At 49.1% G+C, this 23,666-nt stretch carries 26 protein-coding genes and 1 other RNA gene; 2 read left to right on the top strand and 25 right to left on the bottom strand.

The window, feature by feature from the left end:
- Positions 1 to 127: 127 nt before the first annotated feature.
- On the top strand, positions 128 to 877 hold the full coding sequence (locus tag AC1VOR_RS07840) for a helix-turn-helix domain-containing protein (RefSeq protein WP_482617026.1): 750 nt from the start codon (positions 128 to 130) through the stop codon (positions 875 to 877).
- A gap of 71 nt (positions 878 to 948) precedes the next feature.
- Here the strand turns inward: AC1VOR_RS07840 and AC1VOR_RS07835 are convergent, their stop codons facing one another.
- The 3 genes from AC1VOR_RS07835 to AC1VOR_RS07825 all read right to left on the bottom strand — a co-directional run bounded on the left by AC1VOR_RS07835 (position 949) and on the right by AC1VOR_RS07825 (position 2,258).
- Positions 949 to 1,368, bottom strand: a complete 420-nt coding sequence (locus AC1VOR_RS07835; RefSeq protein WP_482617025.1) for a hypothetical protein — start codon at positions 1,366 to 1,368, stop codon at positions 949 to 951.
- A 23-nt stretch (positions 1,369 to 1,391) separates the two neighbouring features.
- Positions 1,392 to 1,667 (bottom strand): DUF1540 domain-containing protein, encoded by a 276-nt coding sequence (locus AC1VOR_RS07830; RefSeq protein WP_082673103.1) that lies wholly within the window; start codon positions 1,665 to 1,667, stop codon positions 1,392 to 1,394.
- Positions 1,668 to 1,754: 87 nt separating this feature from the next.
- Entirely contained in the window at positions 1,755 to 2,258 is a 504-nt protein-coding gene (locus tag AC1VOR_RS07825; protein WP_482617023.1) for a YpuI family protein, read from the bottom strand.
- Between the two features lie 177 nt (positions 2,259 to 2,435).
- Here AC1VOR_RS07825 and AC1VOR_RS07820 point away from each other — a divergent pair, with 177 nt between their 5' ends.
- On the top strand, positions 2,436 to 4,340 hold the full coding sequence (locus AC1VOR_RS07820) for a S8 family peptidase (protein ID WP_482617022.1): 1,905 nt from the start codon (positions 2,436 to 2,438) through the stop codon (positions 4,338 to 4,340).
- 92 nt (positions 4,341 to 4,432) lie between these two features.
- Here AC1VOR_RS07820 and rnpB read toward each other — a convergent pair.
- From rnpB to AC1VOR_RS07710, 22 genes are all read right to left on the bottom strand, one after another.
- Positions 4,433 to 4,838: RNase P RNA component class A (rnpB, locus tag AC1VOR_RS07815), an RNA gene on the bottom strand.
- Between the two features lie 76 nt (positions 4,839 to 4,914).
- On the bottom strand, positions 4,915 to 6,030 hold the full coding sequence (locus tag AC1VOR_RS07810) for a Nif3-like dinuclear metal center hexameric protein (RefSeq protein ID WP_482617021.1): 1,116 nt from the start codon (positions 6,028 to 6,030) through the stop codon (positions 4,915 to 4,917).
- Complete coding sequence (locus tag AC1VOR_RS07805; RefSeq protein ID WP_482617019.1) at positions 6,006 to 6,770, bottom strand: tRNA (adenine(22)-N(1))-methyltransferase; 765 nt, start codon at positions 6,768 to 6,770, stop codon at positions 6,006 to 6,008. The genes AC1VOR_RS07810 and AC1VOR_RS07805 overlap by 25 nt, the downstream gene beginning before the upstream one ends.
- 215 nt (positions 6,771 to 6,985) lie before the next feature.
- Positions 6,986 to 8,110: an RNA polymerase sigma factor RpoD gene (gene rpoD / locus AC1VOR_RS07800; RefSeq protein WP_482617017.1), complete on the bottom strand. Its 1,125-nt coding sequence runs from the start codon at positions 8,108 to 8,110 to the stop codon at positions 6,986 to 6,988.
- Positions 8,111 to 8,155: 45 nt separating this feature from the next.
- Positions 8,156 to 9,976 (bottom strand): DNA primase, encoded by a 1,821-nt coding sequence (dnaG, locus tag AC1VOR_RS07795; RefSeq protein WP_482617667.1) that lies wholly within the window; start codon positions 9,974 to 9,976, stop codon positions 8,156 to 8,158.
- A 69-nt stretch (positions 9,977 to 10,045) separates the two neighbouring features.
- Positions 10,046 to 10,534 carry a YaiI/YqxD family protein gene (locus AC1VOR_RS07790; protein ID WP_482617015.1) on the bottom strand — a complete coding sequence of 163 codons (489 nt, stop codon included), beginning with the start codon at positions 10,532 to 10,534 and terminating at the stop codon, positions 10,046 to 10,048.
- Positions 10,535 to 10,607: 73 nt separating this feature from the next.
- Complete coding sequence (gene glyS, locus AC1VOR_RS07785; RefSeq protein WP_482617013.1) at positions 10,608 to 12,689, bottom strand: glycine--tRNA ligase subunit beta; 2,082 nt, start codon at positions 12,687 to 12,689, stop codon at positions 10,608 to 10,610.
- Positions 12,682 to 13,569, bottom strand: a complete 888-nt coding sequence (gene glyQ / locus AC1VOR_RS07780; RefSeq protein ID WP_482617666.1) for a glycine--tRNA ligase subunit alpha — start codon at positions 13,567 to 13,569, stop codon at positions 12,682 to 12,684. Before glyQ ends, glyS begins: the two co-directional genes overlap by 8 nt.
- Positions 13,570 to 13,615: 46 nt before the next feature.
- Positions 13,616 to 13,762, bottom strand: a complete 147-nt coding sequence (locus AC1VOR_RS07775) for a hypothetical protein (RefSeq protein ID WP_157686460.1) — start codon at positions 13,760 to 13,762, stop codon at positions 13,616 to 13,618.
- Positions 13,763 to 13,946: 184 nt separating this feature from the next.
- Positions 13,947 to 14,696, bottom strand: coding sequence for a DNA repair protein RecO (gene recO, locus AC1VOR_RS07770; RefSeq protein WP_482617011.1), 750 nt, complete (start codon positions 14,694 to 14,696; stop codon positions 13,947 to 13,949).
- Positions 14,697 to 14,716: 20 nt separating this feature from the next.
- On the bottom strand, positions 14,717 to 14,854 hold the full coding sequence (locus AC1VOR_RS07765; protein WP_482617010.1) for a YqzL family protein: 138 nt from the start codon (positions 14,852 to 14,854) through the stop codon (positions 14,717 to 14,719).
- Positions 14,855 to 14,970: 116 nt separating this feature from the next.
- Positions 14,971 to 15,873, bottom strand: a complete 903-nt coding sequence (gene era, locus AC1VOR_RS07760; protein WP_482617009.1) for a GTPase Era — start codon at positions 15,871 to 15,873, stop codon at positions 14,971 to 14,973.
- Between the two features lie 56 nt (positions 15,874 to 15,929).
- Entirely contained in the window at positions 15,930 to 16,343 is a 414-nt protein-coding gene (locus AC1VOR_RS07755; protein ID WP_482617007.1) for a cytidine deaminase, read from the bottom strand.
- A 17-nt stretch (positions 16,344 to 16,360) separates the two neighbouring features.
- Complete coding sequence (locus AC1VOR_RS07750; protein ID WP_482617005.1) at positions 16,361 to 16,732, bottom strand: diacylglycerol kinase family protein; 372 nt, start codon at positions 16,730 to 16,732, stop codon at positions 16,361 to 16,363.
- Positions 16,732 to 17,229 (bottom strand): rRNA maturation RNase YbeY, encoded by a 498-nt coding sequence (gene ybeY / locus AC1VOR_RS07745; RefSeq protein WP_482617004.1) that lies wholly within the window; start codon positions 17,227 to 17,229, stop codon positions 16,732 to 16,734. The genes AC1VOR_RS07750 and ybeY overlap by 1 nt, the downstream gene beginning before the upstream one ends.
- Positions 17,201 to 19,492 carry an HD family phosphohydrolase gene (locus AC1VOR_RS07740; protein ID WP_482617003.1) on the bottom strand — a complete coding sequence of 764 codons (2,292 nt, stop codon included), beginning with the start codon at positions 19,490 to 19,492 and terminating at the stop codon, positions 17,201 to 17,203. Before AC1VOR_RS07740 ends, ybeY begins: the two co-directional genes overlap by 29 nt.
- 48 nt (positions 19,493 to 19,540) lie before the next feature.
- On the bottom strand, positions 19,541 to 20,512 hold the full coding sequence (locus AC1VOR_RS07735; protein ID WP_482617001.1) for a PhoH family protein: 972 nt from the start codon (positions 20,510 to 20,512) through the stop codon (positions 19,541 to 19,543).
- A gap of 6 nt (positions 20,513 to 20,518) precedes the next feature.
- Positions 20,519 to 21,700, bottom strand: coding sequence for a sporulation protein YqfD (yqfD, locus tag AC1VOR_RS07730; protein WP_482616999.1), 1,182 nt, complete (start codon positions 21,698 to 21,700; stop codon positions 20,519 to 20,521).
- Positions 21,701 to 21,703: 3 nt separating this feature from the next.
- A complete protein-coding gene (yqfC, locus tag AC1VOR_RS07725; protein WP_482616997.1) occupies positions 21,704 to 21,991 on the bottom strand; it encodes a sporulation protein YqfC in 288 nt (95 codons plus the stop codon).
- 120 nt (positions 21,992 to 22,111) lie between these two features.
- Complete coding sequence (locus tag AC1VOR_RS07720) at positions 22,112 to 22,555, bottom strand: GatB/YqeY domain-containing protein (RefSeq protein ID WP_482616996.1); 444 nt, start codon at positions 22,553 to 22,555, stop codon at positions 22,112 to 22,114.
- 16 nt (positions 22,556 to 22,571) lie between these two features.
- Positions 22,572 to 22,745, bottom strand: a complete 174-nt coding sequence (gene rpsU / locus AC1VOR_RS07715; protein ID WP_005547957.1) for a 30S ribosomal protein S21 — start codon at positions 22,743 to 22,745, stop codon at positions 22,572 to 22,574.
- A gap of 187 nt (positions 22,746 to 22,932) precedes the next feature.
- Positions 22,933 to 23,298, bottom strand: coding sequence for a histidine triad nucleotide-binding protein (locus AC1VOR_RS07710; protein WP_482616994.1), 366 nt, complete (start codon positions 23,296 to 23,298; stop codon positions 22,933 to 22,935).
- Between the last annotated feature and the right edge of the window lie 368 nt (positions 23,299 to 23,666).

Below are 23,666 nucleotides of genomic sequence, written 5' to 3'. Positions count from 1 at the left end.
AAACCTGCATTTATTGCGGTTTATTGCAGCAACTGTTAGGATAGTACCAATAAAACGCGCTTCGCAGTACCCCAATTCGGCCGCTTTTTTTAATGATTCGGCTAACCTGTGCCTATGGAGGCCTAATATGGATAAATTATTGTTCCTGTTTCATACAAAACATCCCAAAAACACCTATATACAGATGCATCACCACGAATGCTACGAGTTGGTTTATTATTTCAGTGGTAGTGGAATAACCAATATCGGCTCGGATAGTTATCGTATCAAGCCTGGCAGCTTTGCTTTCATCTCTCCGCGAGTCCTGCACGACGAGAAACATAACGAGGAATCAGAGTTGCTTTTTATTGGCTTTCACAGTCAGCAAGACTACGCTGTTCGGCATGGCAACAAGCTGTTTGAAGATGACGAGAAGCAGACGATTCGTCAGTTGCTTCTGCGAATGGAACACGAGTTCAATGAGCAGCAAGAAGGTTATTTTGCGATGCTGAATCTGCTTGTCTCTGAGCTTACCACACAGGTTCAACGGCTATCCCAGTGGAACAAGCCAGTCCGTTTTTATGGTGAAAGATTGCAATACGTTATCAACTTTATGGACGAGCATTTCCGGCAGCCATTATCCGTGGAAACGCTGGCGAAAATGTCGGGCTACAGTTACGACCGCTTCCGGCATCTATTCAAGGAAACGGCGGGCGTTCCCCCGCAGCAGTATTTGCAGCGCAAACGGCTGGAGTACGCCAAATTGCTGTTGCTGCGAACTGAGCTTCCCGTGTCCGAAATAGCGCAAAAGTCCGGTTTCGTTAAGGATTCCCAATTTTGCACCATTTTTAAACGGGAAACTGGTCTGACACCGCTTAAATTCAGAAAAGCCAATTAGCTGTATTGCAAACGGACCGCTTCCATTAAGAAGCGGTCCGTGCAATGAACGGCAACTTGCCGCACCCTTGATTAACGAGTAAACGGCATGAGTACGAAATAGCTTAAGGTGGATACGATGCCAAGTCCGATGCCCCAGGCTCCGGATGTCTTGTGGCCTTGACTATAGGCGTAGAAGCCCATCACCGCTGCAAGTGGACCCAAAATAATCGACCACATGAACAATGCGGCGATCCCTAGCCCTACACCGACATAACCCACCGTACGGCCTGATTGGCTTGCCTGCACGGGTTCATGTGAGTCCGCGGCGTGGGCATCAATCTCAGCACGCTCAGTCCGCCCTTCACCTATAACGTTACCGCTGTACGTACCCGCAGGCGTTACCTCGGCAGCATATTCTTCGAGATGCTGCCGATCTGCTTTACGGGGGTAATCTACGCGTTCCTTATCCGTTGAAGCTGGGGTCGGTTTGCCATGTTCGGATTCAGTCATTGCTTATGTCCCTCCTTCTAACTTTACGAAGATGCTGCTGCTTTGGGCTTAAACGTGTGGCAACAGGTGGCTGAAGATGTAGATGCCTCAGACTGATGCTCGGTGTCAAAGGTTTCGCCCGCAAATTCTTCCTGATAACGGCTGTCCGCATGTCGATCGATATCAATCATGATGACATCGGCGTTGCATACGTTTTCTTCTCCCCAATAGCTGCAGTTAGCTACACTGCATTTCACCATCGGTTTATCGCCATTTGGCATATTGATCACCTCGGATAACATTTTCCCCGCTTGGACCATGCCTTATGCAACTCCACACTTAGTAAATGGTACAAAAAAAAGATGCCAACGCGGCATCTTTTTGTAAACTTCCATCCTGTAGTTATTTTAATTGGAGGCTGCCTTCTTCAGGCGAAGCTTTGTCAAATAATCGCTCTCATAATAAGTCAAATCATCACGCAATTCCTCAAAAATGCCCGTGATCTCCAAAATGATATCACGCGCCGGCCGGACCGGCTTCTTGCGGAAGCGAATCGCATCCTGCCCTGTGTAGGCATACCTGCCATCTTCAGAATAACATTCGCTCTTGGGGTAGAAGAACGTATTTACACAGTCATGGTACACCTGATACAAAATTTTCTCGCTTGCCTCTTCATCAAAAGTACCGCGTCGCAGAGCTACCCCCAGCTTCTCGTAGCAAACCTCTGAAAACACCAGGAGATGTCGTAAGTCCGACAGAAATCCGGCATAAAACAACATCGTTTCTTCATTGTCTTCTGTGAACTGTGTTAACGAAAAATGATTTAAAAAGGCTTCAAGTTTCTCCTTTGCGCTGTTGAGCTTCTGTCTCGTGGCTTCACACAGCGGCCTGATGTTGTTGGCTTGTGGCATGCTTACGATTCTCCTTCACTTGTAGTGATCGGTATGCTCATGTCGGTTGCTGATTTTTGTTGAAAATATCGTAACACAATTCATGGAAATTCGGTATCCCTCAAGGAATAAAATCGGCTGGTTCACCTCACGCTATAGCCAATACAATACCAATACCCTTGTAGGAGGTTTTGACCGATGAACAGGCACAAACCGCTCCTGAACAGGATAGCAGGTATCATCGTGCCGATGATGGTGCTTACCCTGCTAGTTCTGCCTGCATGCAGCAATCGATTCTCACAGCAATCCAAGCAAGAGACGGTTCCCAAGCCAGCCGAGGAACAAAGATTAAAGCAGAACATGCTGAGAAGAGACATGACAGCCACGGAGCGATTATCCCGCATGGATGCCCGGGGACATCTTCGTGAGCTTGCCAGCTCGCTGAAACCAGGGGCTCCTGATAAGCTATCTTCCTTGGTAAAATCTCTGCAAAAGGATCATAAACAGTTCCAAGCTATTTTGTCTTATAACGCAACGACGGGGCAGGAGAATCAGTTCCGCCGTGCAGATTTCTCCCCGAGCTCCAAGCAGCAAAAGGAGTTAAATACGTATGTGTCCTACGCCAAACGAGCATTGAAACAATCGAAATCTTATGAATCCCCGGCCTTTCCGGAGGATCAACCTAAATATTTTGTCGCTGCCGAACCATCCAAGCAGGGCAAGCAAGGCATCATCGCGGTGATGGATGTCCGCATTCTTCAACGGGTCCAGGATCATCAACACAAAAATTTACGTCTCATTCCTTATCCTAAGGAAGGTAAATTCAAAATTGAATCCGTGCATGCCGACACATTGCAAGATATTACAGTCAAGACCGGACATGACAATGAAAAAGCCAGTCACTACTATGAAAATGAACTCGTAGTCACTTTCCGGGAAAATCCGAATGGCGCGCAAATGCAAAAGATCCAGCAAGATATCCAAGGTTCTGCACCAAGCCAATTGAGGAACACTTACATTTTTCGATCAAAGACCATGAGCATGAAGCAGCTCAAACAGTATTTCGAGAAGCGATGGAATCCGCAATATGTTGAGCCCCATTATTTGTACCTGACTAACGAGAGCATCGATAGCAGCTATGGCTCAACATTTGAGGAATCGGCCCCGGAAATCCCTAACGACCTCTTATTCTCGGAATATCAATGGAACCTGCCAGTCATTGAAACCAACCGGGGCTGGCAGCTATCCAAGGGCAACGATAATATCATCGTGGCCGTGGTGGATACTGGAGTCGACTTGAACCACCCCGATCTGCAAGGGAGACTGCTGCAAGGTTACAACGTAATTAATCCCGAGCAGAAACCCTTCGATGACGTTGGGCACGGCACCCATGTAGCAGGGATTATCTCGGCTAATGTCAACAACGGTGAAGGAATTGCCGGAATGATGTGGGGAGGCAAGATCCTACCAGTCAAAGCGCTTGACCAATCGGGAGCAGGTACGACCTATTCCGTCGCTCAAGGGATTATCTGGGCGACCGATCACGGAGCCAAAGTCATTAACATGAGCCTGGGTAACTACGCGGATGCCGAGTTTCTGCACGAGGCAATCAAGTATGCCTATGAACGTGATGTCGTCCTGATCGCCGCCACCGGTAACGATAATACAGAACGTCCTGGCTATCCTGCCGCTTACCCAGAGGTTCTGTCTGTATCAGCAACCGACTATAATTTGCAAAGAGCTGCCTTCTCCAATTATGGGGATTATATCGATGTAATGGCTCCGGGTGAAAGTATAGCCAGTACCTACCCTGATAATCAGTACGCAGCATTGTCAGGCACCTCCATGGCCAGCCCTCATGTGGCTGCTTTGGCCGCATTAATTCGTTCGGTCAACCCCGATCTGAAGAATACGGAAGTCATGGAGCTTATTCGCAGTAGCGTCATCGATTTGGGGCCAACCGGACGGGATAAATATTATGGCTACGGTCAAATTGATGTCTATGCAGCACTGCAAGCGGCCAGAGGAGGGAAAGCTCCCCTCCAGTTCTGGCCCCAAGCTATTCAACGTAAGATGGAACGCGTGATAGAACGTCTGAAATAGCATTTTGCCAAAAAAAAGCCTTCGCTTACCGGAACAAAATTCCGAAAAGCGAAGGCTTTACTCATAGATAAAAACATGATGTTCCCTTTAGTGTTGAAAGCTTGCCGTAAGCCGGGTTCTGTGCTCATTGCGGTATAACGGGAACAACCCTCCCGCAGTCAAGCGACAATCATCTATCTAGGCCGCACATTACTGGGCGGCTCCAGCAACCAACCCGGACGCGCCTCGGGCTAAGGCTACTTCTGTTAAGAAGCTGCGTCCCATTAGGTCTTGCTCCAAGTGGGGTTTACCAGGAACGAAGTCACCAGCGTTCCTCGGGGTCTCTTACACCTCGGTTCCATCCTTGCCTGTACGCGCCTAAAGCGCGCCATCGGCGGTCCATTTCTGTGGCACTATCCTTCAGCTCGCGCTGACTGGACGTTATCCAGCACCCTGCCCTATGGAGCCCGGACTTTCCTCCCGCGGCTTAACGCCGCCGGCGATTGTCTGTCAAACTTTCGAAGGCAACACTTGTATAGTATACAGACATTGCAAGGCATTGACAAGAGCGATTAAATGGCAAGGCTTGAAATGGCTACATGAATTGAAATGGCTCGGTGTTGACCGCCGAGATATGCACCTCGGTAGCATATTTGCCTGCCTTCAGTTGCTCTGCAAGCCAGGCCGCCACACGAGGCTTCATGATCTTCTCTGCGTTATGGCCGGGATCAATCAAAGCAATTCCTGCCATCTCGGCATCCTGAGCCGTGTGATAATCCACATCCCCCGTGACCAGTACGTCTGCACCACGAAACTGTGCATTCTTCCAATAACGACCACCTGAGCCACCCAATACCGATGCTTTCTTGAGAATTCGGTTCGGGTCGCCAACCACTCGCACCACCGGTACGTCGAACTGTTGCTTGACTTGTTCTGCAAATTCCTGAAGCGTAACCGGCTCCTTCAGCTTGCCAACCCGGCCAAGACCCAAGGTACGGCCTTTTAAATCCAAGGGATACAGATCATACGCCACCTCTTCATAGGGATGCTGTCGTAGCATCGCCTGCACGACCTTACTTTTTAAGCTCTGGGGTACGACGGTCTCTAAACGTACTTCCTGAACCCGCTCCAGCTTGCCTTGGCTGCCGATATAAGGCTCGCTCCCTTCACCAGGCTTGAAGGTGCCGTATCCCTCCAGATTAAAGCTGCAATGGCTGTAATTGCCGATAGCACCGGCTCCCGCCTGTAGCACGGCATCCAGCACCTTCTCATGATGGTCCTTAGGTACAAATACCACCAGCTTGTACAGTTCGTCCGTGTGCAAGTCCTCCAAAGAGCCTGTGCTATCTATACCCAGCACCTCAGCCATCCAGTCATTCATCCCGCCGTCCGTGATATCCAGGTTCGTATGGGCAATATAAACGGCAATTTCATGCTTGATCAGCTTCTCGTACACCTTGCCCATCGGAGTATCACTTTGTAAATTGGCAAGTGGGCGATAAATAATGGCATGATGGGCCACAATCAGATCCACTCCAAGCGCGATGGCTTCATCCACTACAGCCTCGTTCACATCCAGAGCCACCAGCACATGCCTAATCTCTTTCTGCAAACTACCTAGCTGCAGACCGATCTTATCCCCCTCCATCGCTACATGTTTGGGGGCCAACTGCTCCATATATTGTATTATGGTTTGACCTTTGGCAAACATGCCAGCACCTCCTTAAGCTGTCTCGATAATTGGACTAACTCTGCTTCCTTCTTACGTGATGCCTCCAGATTTGAGGCTGTCAATGAACGACGTATCTGTTCCAGCTTCTCCAGTTCCGAATCCCATTTGGCAAGGAAGGCTTCATTAGGTGCTGCCGTCAAATGAGGGCCCATCATCAGCAGCAATTCCTTCGTTAGCTGTACATTATTACCCCCTGGCAGTTCACGCTCCCGGTAGAGCTCTTCATTTTGTCTAGTCACATCAGAAGGCCTCTCTGCCAGCATGACTTCATAAATCTTACCGTCTTGCTCCAAAATCGCTTCCTTGGCCAAAAACCATCCGTGCCCGAGCAGCCAGCGACGCACGAACTCTCCCCCGACATTGGGCTGCAATACAAGGCGCTTCACGCCTGCAAGCTTCTCTTCACCTTCACCTAGGATAGTGACGATCAGAGCACCACCCATCCCTGCTATCGTAATAGCATCCACCTCTCCTGGGGCAAGGACAGCCAAGCCATTTCCTTTACGAACTGAAATTCTCGCCGATTCACCAGCTTCCGCTACCTGGCGACGTGCCGCTTCCAGAGGACCATCATTGACTTCTCCGGCGATGGCAAAGTTGGCCTTGCCGCTTTGCACAGCGGATACTGGCAATAGCCCATGATCGGAACCAATGTCAGCAAATCGACATCCACTGGGAAGCCAATCGGCAATTAGCTGCAATCTAGCTGATAATTTCATAACCGGTCTCCACCACCCATAGCTCGTTTTTCCCATGTACTAATCATCAACGCAAGCCATTTGCATTGCCCGAGAAAAAACGCTAAAATAAAATCAATAAAGAAAAAGAAGGAAAAACATCCAGAATATTCTTCCGGCGGATTCCTTCCTGTATGTAACAAAAATGACCTTGCTGCTTCGCAGCAGAAGGTCAAAGTTGCCTGCCCGCATCCAGCTTATTCGAGGAAATCTTTCAGCCGTTTACTGCGGCTGGGATGACGCAGTTTGCGAAGTGCCTTCGCTTCGATTTGCCGAATTCTTTCGCGCGTCACGCCGAAGACTTTACCGACTTCCTCCAAGGTTCTTGTCCGTCCGTCATCAAGACCAAAGCGTAAGCGAAGTACATTCTCCTCGCGTTCCGTAAGCGTATCGAGTACGTCCTCCAGTTGCTCCTTAAGCAATTCATAGGCGGCTGCATCCGCAGGAGCGAGTGCTTCCTGGTCCTCAATAAAGTCGCCCAGATGAGAATCGTCTTCCTCCCCAATCGGCGTTTCCAATGAGACCGGTTCTTGGGCGATTTTCATAATCTCTCGTACCTTCTCCACGCTGAGTTCCATCTCGGCTGCAATCTCTTCGGGTGCCGGTTCACGGCCCAACTCTTGTAACAGTTGCCGGGATACCCGGATCAGCTTGTTGATGGTCTCCACCATATGCACGGGAATCCGAATCGTTCTGGCTTGGTCGGCAATCGCACGCGTGATCGCTTGGCGAATCCACCACGTAGCATAGGTACTGAACTTGAAGCCCTTCTTATGGTCAAATTTCTCCACGGCTTTAATCAAGCCCATATTGCCTTCCTGAATGAGGTCTAGAAATAACATTCCTCGACCCACGTAGCGTTTTGCAATGCTGACCACAAGCCGCAAGTTGGCTTCAGCCAGACGCCGCTTGGCCTCTTCATCCCCATTCTCGATACGCTTGGCAAGCTCCATCTCGTCATCTGCCGACAGCAAGGGTACCCGCCCAATTTCCTTCAAATACATCCTTACGGGGTCATTAATCTTGATTCCCGGGGGTAGCGACAGATCATCTTCGAAAGTGAACTCTTCTCTTTCATGGGATTCGTCCCCATCTCCACGCCGCCGTTCTTCATCGCCCTCACCCGTGACGTCAACACCAAGGTCAGCCAATTGCTCAAAAAACTCATCCATCTGGTCGGGATCCTGATCAAAAGGCGAAAGCTTCTCCATAATTTCTTTATAAGTTAAAGAAGATCTCTTTTTGCCTTGTTCTATCAGTTGATCCTTCACCTGATCAAGTGTCAATTCCGTTTCTAGTTCAGTATGCTGGTCATTCGTCATATCGGGCTCCCTCCTCCCTAGAAACATCGCCGAAACTCCATCGTCTTACTGTCTCTCTAGGGCAATAATTTCACTTGCTATTTGTGCCGCACGTATAAAATCCCCGGCTCGTTCGGCCGACACCATTTCTTCCTTCTTCTGTTTGATCTGTGCAAGCAGCGGTACCCGCCTAATCTCCCGAATGCAACCATCCAGTTCTTCGGTCGTCCAATCGGCCGGAATTTCCATCATGGCGATAGAAATTGCCGTCTGCTCCAGCCGTTCATCCTGAAGCGTCTGGATGAAGCGACTTGCATCCGGGGTCTTCCCTTGTGCATAATAGGCGTATAGATAAGCGGCAATAGCCACATGATCTTCAATGTTAAAGCCGGTTCCCACCCGTTCACTAACATAGCGGGACACCTCTTCGTCCTGCAACATAAAAGCGAGCAGTCTCCGTTCTGCTACATGATAAGCAGGTAGCAGAGTTGGCATTGACGGCTGCCTTTTTTTATGCCTACCATTATTCCACCTTTCGGGCTTATTATCCCCAGCGCTTGCCTTTTTTTGCATAGCAGTCCTAAGTTCATTGCATTCCTGCTTCAAGCTTTCGAAGGAGACCTGCAAATCAGCAGATAATTCCTTCAAATAAATTTCACGTTCGCTTGGCGATGAAAGCCCTGCAATGACGGGCATCGCTTCTTTGATATAAGCTACCTTTCCGTCTTCTTCTAGCAGTATATGGTTCTTTTTGAGATATATAAGCCTAAATTTGACGGATGAAACGGCACCGGCCAAGACCTGCTCGCGAAATCTCTCAGCTCCGTGCTTTTGAATAAATTCGTCTGGGTCCATGCCTTCGCTAAGCAGGGCAATTTTGACCTGGAAGCCGACGTTTTCCAAAATCGGAATACTCTTCAATGCAGCCGCTTGTCCAGCAGAATCGCCATCATAGCAGACCATAATCTCCTCGGCCATCCCTCTCATAATCGCCGCATGACTTTCCGTCAATGCAGTTCCCATGGTGGCCACACCATTATGAACACCGGCTTCCCAAGCGCTGATAACATCCCCGTAGCCTTCAAAGAGCACGATCTGGCTGGTTTTACGGATTTCATTCTTTGCCAGATGCAGGTTGTACAGGATGCGGCTCTTGGTAAACAGCCGACTTTCCGGTGAGTTCAGATATTTGGGTTGTCCTTCGCCTAAGACTCTGCCTGCAAAGGCAATCACCTTGCCACTCCGATTGTGCAATGGAAAAATGATTCGGTCGCGAAACCGATCCACGAATCCAGAACCATCCTGCCTGGAGGACAATAAGCCACCCTTCTCCATCTCTGTCAGGTCAAAGGAGCGTTTCTCCAAGAACTGCACCAGCGTATCCCATCTGGAAGGAGCGTATCCGATTTGAAACGTGTCGATTGCTTTGTCCGTAAACCCCCGGGATTTCAAATAATCCATCGCTGGTTTACCGAACTCCGTATTTTTCAGCAAATAATGATACAGCTTGGAGGTCCATTCATAAGCCTGTAGCAGTTGTTCAAGCTCCCGACTTCGAGGAGTATCCTCAAAGGTCCTTCCCTTATCTTCATAAGGGATGTGCGCCTCGTCTGCCATGATTTTTACAGCTTCGGGAAAGGTTAACCCTTCGATTTCCATCCTGAATTTGATGGCGTTCCCGCCTTTGCCGCAACCATAGCAATGAAATATTTGGCGATCGGGAGTCACAGTAAATGAAGGGGTTTTCTCCGAATGGAACGGACATAATCCCTTCATGTACTTCCCCTGCTTTGTCAGATGAACGTGCTTGCCGACGGTATCGACGATATCATGCTGACGCAAGACGGCTTCGATAACTTCCTCCGGTATACCACGCCCGGTACTCATCCAAACCACCTTCATCCTTGGAACTTTCCTTGTGCAATGCTCCTTGACGTAAATAATAATTCGCTAAAATTATACATTCTCCTGCAAATGTTCTAAAAGTTTTGTCAGTTGAGCTGAAAAATGCTCACGATCTGCTGCTGTAAACGGTTTAGGCCCTTTCGGGTAACGTCCGCTGCGCCGCGCTTTGGCATGAAGGTGTCGACTTTCCAGTAATTCGTCAATTTGATCGGGGCGATAGAGTCGGCCCCGTGGAGAAAGACACTGGCAAGATTTGGCGATAACCAAAGCGGCCAAACCATAGTCCTGTGTAACGACGATATCTCCCTTGGACACATGATTGGCAATGTACATGTCGGCACTCTGGCTGCTCCGGTCCACCTGAACCACCGTAACACCTTCTTCGGCCTGCAACACATGGTCATAGGAGGAAACCATCAATACCTGTACACCAAACCGACCCGCAATTTCGACAATTTTCGCCTTTACGGGACAGGAATCCCCATCGACGACGATCTGCACCTTCTTCCCTCCATTCTGCGAGCTTGCTTGTTCAACCATACACCCAGCTTGTAAGTGAGGCGAGCGCAGTGACTGAGCTAATCGCAGCCACCGCGCCGTCTCCCTCGTATTGTTATGCCCAAACCAGCTTGCTAAAGTCAGCAAATGTCTTCAAATCATCATTGATAACGGATAGCAAGGCCAGCCGATTCGCACGTACCGCCTCATCCTCAGCCATAACCATAACCGCATCAAAGAATACGGTAATGGCTTCCTTCAACTCGCTAAGCCGTTCCAATGCTCCCACCGCATCACGTGCAGCCAGAGTCTCCCGGTAATGACTTGAAACGGACTGCCAAGCTTCATACAAGGCCTGTTCCGCAGACTCTGTCAGAAGATCTGAGCGGACCTTTCCTCCAGTCGATTTAGCGGCAAGATTACTAACCCGTCCAAAGGATTCGACCGTCAGCTTGAAATCCCCCTTGGCATGAACTGCCTCCATCAAGGCTTGCCCTCTGGCAACTACGGAGACGACATCATCATAGCCGGCAGCGATCACCGCATCGACCACATCATAGCGCAGTTCACTGTCTGCCAACGCTTTTTTAACACGAAGTCCGAAGAATTCCATCATATCTTTCAGGATTTCTTCTTCCCCACGCTTCAAGCCGTGGAATTGCTGATGAGTCTCCAAAGCCAACTTGAACATATCGCTTAGAGAAATCGACAGTTGATGTTCCAGTATAATCTGCACGATACCAGCCGCCTGACGGCGCAGTCCATACGGGTCCTGTGAACCGGTTGGTATAATGCCGATTGAGAAGCATCCGGCAATGGTATCCATCTTATCAGCAATACTTACAATAGAGCCTACCGTTGATGCTGGTACTGCATCATCGGCAAAACGAGGCTGATAATGCTCGAACACGCCACGAGCAACAGCTTCTGCTTCCCCCGCCTTGCGAGCATAGTCCTCGCCCATAACGCCTTGCAATTCAGGGAACTCGTATACCATTTGCGTAACGAGGTCAAATTTACAGATTTCTGCGGTGCGTGCAGCAGCTTCGGATGTTCCCGAATCTACCTGAAGCATACTTGACAGCTTCTCTGTATTGCGGCGGATACGCCGAACCTTGTCGCCTACCGTACCCAATTCATCGTGGAATACGATGCTTTCCAGCTTGGACAAGGCATCCTTGATGGCCAATCTCTGATCTTCTTCATAGAAAAATTTCGCATCGGACAGACGTGCACGGAGCACCTTCTCGTTCCCACGGGCAATGACATCAAGCGACGCATTGTTCCCGTTACGCACCGTGACGAAGTAAGGCAACAGACTGCCTTGATTGTCAAGGACAGGGAAGTAACGCTGATGCTCACGCATAGAGGTAATCAACACCTCCTGCGGAATGTTCAGGAACGATTCCTCAAACGTACCAAAGAGCACGGTTGGCGTTTCGACCAGGAATAAGACTTCCTCCAGCAAATCATCCTTGACTGCAATATCCCAGCCTTTTTCTGCCGCAAGGGTGGCAATCTGCTGCTCAATCAATGCCTGACGTTCATTAACATCGGCAATAACGTGCTGAGCGCGCAATGTCTCTACGTACCCGGCTGGCTCGGAGATCATCGCTTCGCTGCCCAGGAATCGATGACCACGAGTCACGTTACCAGCTTTAACCCCGGTAATCTCCACATTGATGATATCTTGTCCGAACAAGGCAACCATCCAGCGAATTGGGCGAACAAATTTGAAATCATGGTTGCCCCAACGCATATTTTTCGGAAAATTCATTGCTTGTAAAATACCAAGCAACCCCTCAGCCACGATACTCGCTGTTTCAACACCAATACGGCTCTTGTTGACGTACACGTATTCTGTGCCGCCAAGCTCGCGGAAGGTAAATTGTTCAGGACTTGCTCCCTGACTACGGGCAAAGCCCAGCGCTGCCTTGCTCCAGTCCCCGTTCTCATCCAGAGCGATTTTGCGAGAAGGTCCCTTTACTTCCTCATGTACGTCATCTTGCTTCTCCGCAACATCCTTCACCAGCACCGCCAAGCGCCGCGGAGTTGCATAGGTCTCCACCGGTCCATGAGCGATGACGGATTCCTCTAGCCATTTCACCGTGCGATCCTTCAATTGCTCCGTTGCATTGCGAATGAAGCGGGCCGGCATTTCTTCCAGGCCAATCTCGAACAATAGATCCTTAGCCACGAGCAGCGCCCCCTTTCTGAAGCATCGGGAACCCGAGCTTCTCACGCTCTTCCAAATACGTAGCTGCCACTTGACGGGCCAAGTTCCGCACCCGGGTAATGTAACCGGTCCGCTCCGTCACGCTGATCGCTCCTCTTGCATCCAGCAGATTGAACGTATGCGAACACTTAAGCACATAATCATAGGCAGGGAATACCAGCCCCTGATCCATCGCTTTACCGGCTTCTTGCTCGTACATATTAAACAAAGTGAACAGCATCTTGACATCGGAAATCTCAAACGTATATTTGGAATGTTCAAACTCAGCTTGGTGGAACACATCGCCATAAGTTGTCCCCTCAACCCATTCCAACTCGAATACATTTTCCTTATCCTGAATGTAAGAGGCCAGGCGCTCCATTCCGTAAGTAATTTCTACAGCTACTGGATTAGCCTCGATTCCACCTACCTGTTGGAAATACGTGAACTGGGTAATCTCCATTCCGTCTAGCCATACCTCCCAGCCAAGTCCCCAGGCGCCCAGACCGGGATGTTCCCAGTTATCCTCAACAAAACGGATATCATGCTCCAGTGGATTGATCCCGAGGCGCTTCAAGCTCTCCAAATAAATCTCCTGAATATTGTCCGGGGATGGCTTCAGAATCACCTGGAACTGGTGATGCTGGTACAGGCGGTTCGGATTCTCCCCATAACGGCCGTCAGCCGGACGCCGGGAAGGCTCCACGTAAGCCACATTCCATGGTTCAGGACCAATGGAACGCAGGAACGTCATAGGATTCAGCGTACCTGCCCCCTTCTCCACATCATAGGGCTGAACGATAATACAGTTTTGTTCCGACCAGAACTGCTGCAGCGTGAGAATCATTTGCTGAAAGTTAATACTCATTGAACCACATCTCCTAACCTCTAATGGAATCAGCTAGCTGTTACGAGGCAATATAAAAAGCTCCCGCCTCTACGCCTGCTGTCAGACGTAGGGACGAGAGCTGTAAGTTCCCGCGGTTCCACCCTACTTGATTTGCCCCGCTGCGAAGCAGCAGCTTTCCCAGGCAAATCCGCTTTTCAAGTTCCATTCATGCTCCGGGGATGCCATGTTCACAAGGACGGCTTGGCCGGGCTCTCACCATTCCCGACTCGCTAGATCAGTACGCTAGGTGCTGATTTTAACAAACTTCAACCTCGTTACTTTTCCCGTTCAACGCATGGACTCTCTATGAAGAGAAATCTTATATATATTACCTAATATTATGCCATTCGTCAAATCTCATATTTATCGAGTTGATCAAGAAAATGTTGCGATTTTAGCTTAAGGCCAAGCTGTACGTCCATAAAGGCACGCATCAACGTTTGCAACTCTCGCTTCGTTTCCTCTTTGACCTCCACATTGCCCAGCCGTCTTAAATCTACCTTCTCGAACAAAATCAGCAGCTTCAGCACACCGGGAGAAGCCTTGGTGGCCGCCGGGTCCTGATGCCGGCACTTCCGGCACAACCTGCCGCCAAGCCTTGGACTTATGTAGGGTGAGTCATCACTAATCCCGCAGGAGACGCAGCTTGCAAAGGATGGACCATACCCCGCTGCCTGCAAAATTTTCATTTCGAACAAGTGTATTACAACTTGCGGGTCCTTGCCCGCCGATAAGCCGTCAAGACAAGCTTTTAATTGGGAGAACCAGAAGCTTCCTACCTCATCATCCTGCAAAGTGCGGTCCAGCAGCTCGCAGGCATAAGCAGCATAAGCCGTCAGGAATAGATCTTCACGCAAAGAAAAGTGAGATTCAATGATCTCACCTTGATTCAGGGTTCCCAAGCCACCGTTCTGACGGAAGAACATATACTCTCCATACGTAAAAGGCTGCGTCAGCGCGGCATGGCGGCTTTTGACCTTTTTTGCTCCCCTTGCCAAAATCCCGATCTTACCGTGCGTATCCGTGCTCAAAGTAATAATTTTGTTGCCCTCGCCATAGTCCATGCTACGGATGACGATGCCTTGCACCCTGTAGAGCATGTCTCTTCCCCCAAACGGAATTACTCGGCCTCTTCCACCGCAGCTAGTTCATCTGCAGCTACGTTCTCCTCTTCGGAATTGCCGTCAACTTCTTTATAGAACAAGTAAGCATCGACATCTCCAGTTATTGCAAAATACTTCCACGAAAAATCTCGCATTCGTATTCACCCTTTCTTCGGAAATGACGCCTGCATCTTCAAAGATAGGATGTGCGCATAGAAGCGATCTATGCGTTGCAATAACTCCCAGTACCAGATGACCCGGCCCAGCTTATTTAAGCATCTTTATGAAAGCCTAAATCCTTCAGCACGCGGTCCTGGTTACGCCAATCCTTCTTGACTTTAACCCACAGCTCCAGGAAAATTTTTGAGCCAAGCAACTTCTCAATGTCATGACGAGCCAGCTTGCCGACTTCCTTCAGCAAAGCTCCCTGCTTACCGATAATAATTCCCTTTTGCGAATCTCGCTCGACGAAAATAACTGCCGAGATATAGACTACACCGTTCTCCTCCGCTCGCATGTCCTCAATCGTCACAGCGATGGAGTGTGGTACCTCCTCGCGGGTAAGATGCAGAATCTTCTCACGAATCAACTCGGCGCATACAAATTGCTCAGGGTGATCCGTCACTTGATCTTCCGGGTAGTATTGCGGGCCCTCTGGCAAATATTTGCCGATCTGCTCCATCAACGTGCTGACATTGTTGCCCAACATCGCAGAGATTGGTACAATTTCGGCGAAGGGATAGAGCTTACTGTATTCCTCAATCAAAGGCAGAAGTTGCTCCGGCTCAATACGGTCAATCTTGTTCATGACCAGAATGACTGGCGTCTTCAAATCCTTGAGCCGCTCAATAATATAGCGGTCTCCCCCTCCAAGTCCTTCAGCAGCATCTATAAGAAACAATACTGCCTCTACCTCGCCAAGTGTACTCAAAGCCGTTGTATTCATATAATCGCCCAGCTTCGATTGACGTTTGTGGATACCGGGTGTATCCAGGAAAACGACTTGCATCGCCTCCGAAGTAAAGACCCCATGGATTTTGTTCCGCGTGGTTTGCGGTTTATCCGACATAATAGCGATTTTCTGACCTATGATTTGGTTCATGAGCGTGGATTTACCCACATTCGGCCGTCCAATGATCGCCACAAAGCCTGATTTGAATTTTGCTTTTGCCATTAGCACACGATTCCTTTCCGTTCATATCGGCTGTTCCGCCTATGTTCAATCCATCTTCAAGATTGAGGCTCGTCCAAATGGGACGGAGCAAATGCGAAGGGAAGCAGTTCCCCCACCGTTGTACGGCGGATATTTCCCTTAAGATTACCCAAAATCACCGGCATATCCGGTCCGCACAATTCCAGCAATACCTGCCGACAAACCCCGCAAGGTGCAATGGGTTCGTCCGTATCTCCCACTACAGCCAAAGCGCGAAATGTTCCTGGTCGGTGGCCGTCGGCGATGGCCCGGAATAATGCCGTCCGCTCCGCGCAATTCGTTGGGTTATAGGCAGCATTCTCCACATTACATCCGCGATGAACTTGCCCCTTTTCATCCAGTAAGGCGGCCCCAACACCAAATCCCGAATAGGGAATATAGGCCGCCTTCCGGGCTTGTATTGCTTCCTGTATCAATTGATTGTCATCCATCGATTTCTTCCCTCTCCTCACAACCCAAGCAGGCGGGTTACCGGTTCATAAAATAACAGAAGGCCGATCACCACGGCAAACACCGCGGCAACCAGCACTGCTCCGGCTGCAGCATCCTTGGCGATCTTCCCCAAACGATGCCAATTCGGCTCGGCTAAATCCACTGCCGCCTCAATAGCCGTATTGACCAGTTCCAGCGAAATGACCAACGCGATGACCAGCAATAGCAAAGCCACATCTCTGACAGGCAAAGATAAAGCGATGGAAGCGATAATCACCAGCACCGCAACCACACAATGGACTCTTAAATTGCGTTGAGTTCTGAGGGAAGATACAATTCCCTCCAGCGCATAACGAAAGGTTGAGCTCCAATGGCGGGTCGGCTTCATCAGCGCATCAACCCGACGCGGGCCAATGCCGCTTCTTGCTTGCCCATCATTTCCGCCTCACTCTCGGCATCCTGATGATCATATCCAATCAAATGCAAGAAGCCGTGGACAAATAGAAAGCCTATCTCCCGCTCCAGGGAGTGCCCGTAATCTTCACTTTGCAGCTTGGCCCGGTCCACCGAGATAATGATGTCCCCCAGCACATCGGTCAGACCATCCACTTCCTCATCTTCTTCCAGTTCGTACACAATTTCCAATTCATCATCCATCGATTCATTCATGGCAAAGGATAGCACATCGGTAGGCCGGTCGATTCCCCGGTAGTCCCGATTCAACTCATGAATAGCCTCATCATCCACAAAGGTCAGTGCTACCTCACCTTCCGAAATTCCTTCCGCCTCAGCGGCGATTTGCAACGCTTTATTCAGCAGATCAATCAGATGCTCATCGATCTCCATCTTATCCTGCTCATTGCTCCAAGCCAGTTCCAGGCTCATTCAGCTTCTGCCCCCTGTCTTTCTCCTCGTTCTCCTTATGCTTCTTCATTTCTTCCGGGTATTCAATCCGAGAGTGGAAGATCCCCATTACCGTCTCCTTCAACGTCTGGGCAATCAAATCAAGCTCTCTCATCGTCAAGTCACATTCATTAAATTGATGATCATCAAGACGGCTCTTAATAATCTTCTCAATCATCGACTCTACTTGCTCCACCGTAGGCTTGCGTAAGGACCTAACTGCGGCTTCCACACTGTCGGCGATGCCGACCACTGCGGCTTCCTTGGACTGTGCCTTAGGACCCGGATAACGGAAATCATCCTCGGTAAAATCAGGCTCAACCCCTTGCTCTTCGGCCAGACGCAACGCTTTATGATAGAAATAATGCAAGAACGTTGTCCCGTGATGCTGCTCCGCAATATCCCGAATCGGCTTAGGCAACTTATAATCCTTCTGCATTTCCACGCCATCCCGGGCATGGGCGATAATAATCGATTTGCTTAACTTGGGATCGATAAAATCATGCGGATTTTCCATATTGTTCTGATTCTCAATAAAATAACTCGGTCGCTTCGTCTTGCCGATATCATGATAATAGGACCCGACTCGGCAAAGCAGTCCATTGGCACCAATTGCTTCAGCAGCCGCCTCTGACAGATTGCCTACCATGACACTATGGTGATACGTGCCCGGCGTTTCCGTCAGCAGCTTACGAAGCAACGGATGGTTCGGGTTCGACAGCTCTACAAGCTTAAGTGCAGATAGAATGCCAAAGGATGCTTCGAAGAACGGCATCAGACCGATAACCAGAATGGTCGTCAATAGGCCCCCCGCAATGGAGAAACCCAAGGCATACAAGGTGCTTTCCTGCGTCCAGTCCTTATTTCCGATCAACAGTATTGTAAAGATCGACAAGGAACCGAACAGGCAGATCATGATCCCCGCCTTAAGTAGTGAGGAACGCTGGCTTGCCCGATGAATCGCAAAGATGGAGGCAAACGAAATCACAAAGGCAAAGAAGCCAAATTGAAAATCAAAGATTTCATTTTGCCGCTGATTCAAAATAATGCTTGCCAGAATACTGAACAATATCGAGCAGATATAAGCCAGCGGCAAATCCAGCAATAAGGTAATCAGCATGGCCCCGGTAGCGATAGGAGCCAGATAACCGATATATGGCCGCTGCTCATTCTGCAAAATATTTATAACATGCATAGAAGTAATGGTGATCAGGATAATCAACAACAGCATGACAAACTGTGAGTTGTTATACTTGAACCGACTTGCCCCCTCGGACTGACGGATATACATAATGAGTCCGATAGCCATTAATAGGGAAAACAACACCAAGCCAAACTGTGGTGAATAATTGACCTCATCCTTCAACAGTCCGTTTTTTTCCAGCAGCGTGTACATTTCCTGGGTAATTTTCTCACCCTTGCCGACGAGCACATCCCCTTGCTTGATATAAACGGTCGGCGTATTCTCCCGTGCCTCTACCTTCGCTGCCTTGGTCGCCTCTTCATCGTAGAACTTGTTGGCTGTAATCGATAGACGGGCCAACTCTTGCACGACTTCACGTGAGGTTCGCTTACTCAGTGAGCTTGTACTCACCATCTCCGCTACCTTGGCGCGTGCCGCCTGAGCCTCCACAATCGGATCAGCAGTAAGTCTGGCAACGATATCTGCAGCAACCGGCTTCATCTCATTGATGTCCTCGGCTGTCAGACGCGGAATTTTGATAAAGGTTTCCTCCGAGATGTGATATTGCTGCTCATCGACTCGTTGCGTAACCTCTTCAAATAGCGTCGCAGAGTATGTACTGGAATTGCGATTGTTCATAATAAAGTTCTGAACATGATCCTTGACGCGCTGTGGCAATTCCTCGCGATAAATCTTGATCTTGTCATCCTCAGACACCTGATCGTCCTGATTCAGACGAAAAATCCGGTCAAGCATTTGCCCGACCAACGCTTCATTACGAAGAGGAAGAATGGTAAACACCTGGCCTTCTTTCTCAGCCGCTTCCTCCTGCGCCTTCAATGTAGCCTTGGTGTCCGGAATGTCCATAGGTGCCATAATTTCCTTGTCGCTTGGCATCCCTATTGCAAGATCATAAGTTTCCGGAAGCAATTTGGGCGCCAGGCTGACGTACAGCATAATAACAAGCACCACAAACAAAGCATAACGGACCGCTACACTATGTTTCCAACCTGTAATTTTGGAAGGAAAATTATTTTTCTTTTGCTGATCGTGATTCGTCATAAAGACAGCCCTCCTGAACAAAGCAAACCTCCAGCCGCAACCCGAAGCTTACCCTTGATTTTCGGCAGCACGATCGTATGCAACGATGATCTTCTGCACCAGCGAGTGGCGAACAACGTCGGATTCGTCAAAATACACAAACCCGATCTCTTCGATCCCGCTTAAGATAGTCTTTGCCTCAACAAGCCCGGACTTCTTCCCCTTGGGCAGATCAATTTGTGTGACGTCGCCGGTAATCACCATCTTGGACCCAAAGCCAAGACGGGTCAAGAACATTTTCATTTGCTCCGGCGTGGTGTTCTGCGCTTCATCCAAAATAATAAACGAATCATCCAGCGTCCGTCCGCGCATATACGCAAGCGGCGCAATCTCGATCAATCCACGTTCTAGCGCCTTGGCCGTCTGCTCCAGACCCATGACATCGTATAACGCATCATATAACGGCCGCAAATACGGGTCTACCTTCTCTTGCAAATCGCCTGGCAGAAAGCCCAGACTCTCCCCGGCCTCTACGGCAGGGCGAGTCAACACGATTCGCTTGACTGAACCCTCCTTGAGGGCAGTAATCGCCAAAACAACAGCAAGGTAGGTTTTCCCCGTCCCTGCCGGTCCGATACCAAATACGATATCCCGTTTCTTGATCGTCGTTACGTAATGCTTCTGACCGATCGTCTTGACCCGTATAGGCTTGCCTCGGTAAGTAACAGCAATTTCACCTTTATATAAATCCAGCAGTTGATCGGCTCGGAAATCCTTGGCCAAATCGATGGCATAAAGCACATCTCTTTCGGTCAGAATATAGCCGTTCCGAATCAACTGGAGCAATACCGCAAACAACTGCTCCGCCTTTTCTGCTTCCCGTTGTTCCCCACGAATCACAATTTCGGATTCCCGTAAAACAATATTCGCCTGCATATGCTGTTCGATTAATTTCAAAAACACATCCTGAGGGCCGAACAATGACAGTCCTTCAGCCGCACTCTGAAGCGATAATTTAAGGTTCACCAGTTGTTCCGACAAATAGACTCATTCTCCTTGATCTTGTACTATAGGCACCTCTTCAGCAATATTTTGCTCTACTTCGAAATGCACTTTCATATAAACTTTACCATTGTCCGTCTTCTCATGCAAAATTTTTTGGTTCAAAATAACGCTATCGACCCCATATTTAGCCAGAATATCGCGTTTCACCCGTTCGATTCCCTGCTGCCGTGCCTGCTCGTCCGTACGCTTTAACTCCATCTCTGCCGTCTCCAGGATCTTTTCTGACATCCAGCCGATCGGAAGCTGGAAGCTGCGCCAGGTTAACGGGTCCATTTCGGTTAACGTTTCCGCTTGAGCAAAGGGCACCTTGCCATACCCGGTTAACTGAACTGCCGTTTTGCCGAAATATAAATAACCGCGTTGCTTGCGGTCGCCTGTATATACTTTTTGCTTATAGACTAGCGGTACCTCAATCTTATATTCATGCCAAACCAAGCCACGGATCTCCGCCTTGGATACTACAGCCTTCCCGCCTTGAATTCCCGATACAAGCACCTGACCTTTTTTGACCCGATCATTCTTGCCCACCTCGGGTTGCCCCTTCTCTGCATAAATATGCGTAATGACGGCATCATACTTGCTGACTAAATGATGCGGATTACGCAGCGCCTGCTCCTTCGGTCGGGTCGACTCTACCAATTGAATTGTAATCCGGGTGCCGCTTCTCGTCACCCCAACCCAGGATGCCCCAGGCAGCTTACGAGTCATACTTGCAGATAGCTTGTCCTGCTCAGGCAAACGAAATATCCATTGAAATGGATATACCCCCTCCTGCTTGGCCACCTGAAGAACGTCCTCGACAGGAATTAACTCATTCCCTTTCACCTCAACGTCCCATACAAGCGAAGACAAACCTATCACAGCGGCAAGGAATAGCGCAAAACCGATAATAAAGCCTTTCCGTTTCCACATCTTGGCCCACATAAAGGGCAGACCAGAGCGATGGCGCACTCTCATACGACAGCCTGTCCTTTTCAGAAGCGGACGCAAGCGAAAGAAATCAGCAAGCGGAAGCTTCATGTCCATCCGCCCTTCAGACAAAGGCTTGACATCCCATACGCCGATCCCTTGCCTGGACAGTTCATTGACAAACCCCTCAAGCGACTCTCCACGAATCGTGATGGTAACGACGCCTCGGACTAAAGAAAGAATGGATGATTTCACGGGTTATTCCTCCGTTTCACGATATTTAATGCCGAAGATTCGGCCTTCCACGACCACCTCTTCAGGCATAATTGCCTTAATCACTAAGTCCTGTCCCTCTACTTCCAAAGTCCCTTGACGCAGTGCCAGCTTCAGCACCTCGGCAGAGAAATGAATCACGCCCCGATGATTTTCTATGTAAAGCTGCCGTCCTCCAACTAAGGTGAGCCTGGGCAGATCAAATACGAGATCGCTGGGCAGGTCGAGCGCATCGACCGTCCATTTACGGATTTTCCGGGCAAACCGGCTCATATGAGGCAATCCTCCTTCCCCTACTGTACAAATTATGCGAGGGCTCGCAAATTTATGAGAAAGGAGCGCAAACCAAAAAACACCTCCTACATAAATGTAGAAGGTGTTAATCTGTGAGAGTTATGGCAGGAGTTGCTGAACTACCTGATTGACAAGTCTGCCGTCCGCCAGGCCTTTGACCTTAGGCATCAAGGCACTCATCAGTTTCCCCATTTCGGCTTTAGAAGAAGCACCGGTTTCCTGGATGGTCTGCTGTACAATGACTTTAATTTCTTCTTCAGAAAGCTGTTCCGGGAGGTATTCCGCAAGAATCTCCGCTTCCGCTTTCACTTGCTGGGCAAGATCGTCACGACCCGCTTTTTCAAATTCTTGGAGGGCATCTTTGCGCTGTTTGATTTCACGACCTAGGATATCAAGCACTTCGTTATCGTTCAAAGTTCTTTTCAAATCTATTTCAAGATTCTTTATCGTAGCACGAACCATTCGTATGGTGGAGAGCTTGAACTTGTCTTGATTCCTCATCGCCTGCTTCATATCTTCGTTCAATCGCTCGCTAAGATTCATCGTTGACTAAATCCTCCTAAAACTTTCTCTTACGAGCAGCCTCGGACTTTTTCTTGCGCTTAACGCTTGGCTTTTCATAATGCTTGCGTTTCTTCACCTCAGCCAATACTCCATCTTTCGCGATGGAACGTTTAAAGCGACGAAGTGCAGCATCAATTGTCTCGTTTTTGCGAACTTTAGTTTCAGACACCAGTTTTCCCTCCCTCCGACCAGACCGTCCAAGAGCATAACACGGTTCATCAAACTTCATTATAGGGGAAAGGGAAATAACGTGTCAACCTGGGCGCCCGGTTTTTTCTCTTCCAATTTCCCTAGTAGTGTGTGAGTTCAAAAAGTCACAGCGAATCTACTTCCAGAATCATTTCGTGATCAATCATTCATAGTGCATGCGAATTTGAGGACTGTACCAACGCGCCAAGCTTGGCGCCCCCTAGCAAATGATAATGAATATGCTGAACGGCTTGTCCACTATCAGGTCCGCAGTTATTGATAAGACGGTAACCACTCTCCGCAATCCCCAGCTTGCCAGCCAGGTCTTGGGCAATTCGATGCATCTCCCCGATAAGGACAAAATCCTCGGGAGCAACCTCATTCATCGATCCGATATGCTGCTTGGGAATAATCAATACGTGAGTCGGTGCCACCGGCTGAATATCATGAAATGCCAGAAAACGTTCATCCTCGTAAACCTTGTTTGATGGAATGGATCCTTCGACAATTTTGCAAAACAAACAGTTATCCATGAGAAAGTCCTCCTAGTTCTGTTACTAGGGCGTTCTCAGACACGCCCCAACACCACTACTCGTATGATACCGAAAAAAGGCAAAAAAAAGAAGCACCCTGCCGCCTCAAAAATGAGTTGGCTGATCGCACGGACGTATTGGACGGAAAATCAAGCATAGCTCTCTGTAACCAATACGTCCGGCGGGGTGCTTGCAAAATATGATGTCGGCTAACTGTAGTATAACAGGGGGGTGATACTGTATCTGTGATATACATCACCCCGAAGAATCTATTTTTGGATTACTACAAGTACCTGTTCAAAAAATCAGGTTTTCAGGACCGAAGCCTATGCTTCCGTGGTGCGTTTTTTTCAAAACGCTTGAGCCCC

The organism is Paenibacillus sp. 1SOY10 (assembly GCF_056836745.1).
Note: the sequence above shows the minus strand (reverse complement) of the source record. Positions and strands in the feature narration are given on the sequence as shown.

Coding starts and splice junctions, on each gene's coding strand:
- AC1VOR_RS07820 (WP_482617022.1), top strand. CDS start 2,436: ATGAACAGGCACAAACCGCTCCTGAACAGGATAGCAGGTATCATCGTG.
- AC1VOR_RS07805 (WP_482617019.1), bottom strand. CDS start 6,770: ATGAAATTATCAGCTAGATTGCAGCTAATTGCCGATTGGCTTCCCAGT.
- rpoD (WP_482617017.1), bottom strand. CDS start 8,110: ATGACGAATGACCAGCATACTGAACTAGAAACGGAATTGACACTTGAT.
- era (WP_482617009.1), bottom strand. CDS start 15,873: ATGGCAAAAGCAAAATTCAAATCAGGCTTTGTGGCGATCATTGGACGG.
- AC1VOR_RS07755 (WP_482617007.1), bottom strand. CDS start 16,343: ATGGATGACAATCAATTGATACAGGAAGCAATACAAGCCCGGAAGGCG.
- AC1VOR_RS07765 (WP_482617010.1), bottom strand. CDS start 14,854: ATGCGAGATTTTTCGTGGAAGTATTTTGCAATAACTGGAGATGTCGAT.
- AC1VOR_RS07825 (WP_482617023.1), bottom strand. CDS start 2,258: ATGCCACAAGCCAACAACATCAGGCCGCTGTGTGAAGCCACGAGACAG.
- AC1VOR_RS07750 (WP_482617005.1), bottom strand. CDS start 16,732: ATGAAGCCGACCCGCCATTGGAGCTCAACCTTTCGTTATGCGCTGGAG.
- AC1VOR_RS07775 (WP_157686460.1), bottom strand. CDS start 13,762: ATGGAACTTGAAAAGCGGATTTGCCTGGGAAAGCTGCTGCTTCGCAGC.
- yqfC (WP_482616997.1), bottom strand. CDS start 21,991: ATGAGCCGGTTTGCCCGGAAAATCCGTAAATGGACGGTCGATGCGCTC.
- AC1VOR_RS07840 (WP_482617026.1), top strand. CDS start 128: ATGGATAAATTATTGTTCCTGTTTCATACAAAACATCCCAAAAACACC.
- recO (WP_482617011.1), bottom strand. CDS start 14,696: ATGCTCTACAGGGTGCAAGGCATCGTCATCCGTAGCATGGACTATGGC.
- AC1VOR_RS07710 (WP_482616994.1), bottom strand. CDS start 23,298: ATGGATAACTGTTTGTTTTGCAAAATTGTCGAAGGATCCATTCCATCA.
- AC1VOR_RS07835 (WP_482617025.1), bottom strand. CDS start 1,368: ATGACTGAATCCGAACATGGCAAACCGACCCCAGCTTCAACGGATAAG.
- AC1VOR_RS07740 (WP_482617003.1), bottom strand. CDS start 19,492: ATGACGAATCACGATCAGCAAAAGAAAAATAATTTTCCTTCCAAAATT.
- ybeY (WP_482617004.1), bottom strand. CDS start 17,229: ATGAGCCTGGAACTGGCTTGGAGCAATGAGCAGGATAAGATGGAGATC.
- AC1VOR_RS07790 (WP_482617015.1), bottom strand. CDS start 10,534: ATGGTTGAACAAGCAAGCTCGCAGAATGGAGGGAAGAAGGTGCAGATC.
- AC1VOR_RS07720 (WP_482616996.1), bottom strand. CDS start 22,555: ATGAATCTTAGCGAGCGATTGAACGAAGATATGAAGCAGGCGATGAGG.
- AC1VOR_RS07830 (WP_082673103.1), bottom strand. CDS start 1,667: ATGGTCCAAGCGGGGAAAATGTTATCCGAGGTGATCAATATGCCAAAT.
- AC1VOR_RS07810 (WP_482617021.1), bottom strand. CDS start 6,030: ATGTTTGCCAAAGGTCAAACCATAATACAATATATGGAGCAGTTGGCC.
- dnaG (WP_482617667.1), bottom strand. CDS start 9,976: ATGAGTACCGGGCGTGGTATACCGGAGGAAGTTATCGAAGCCGTCTTG.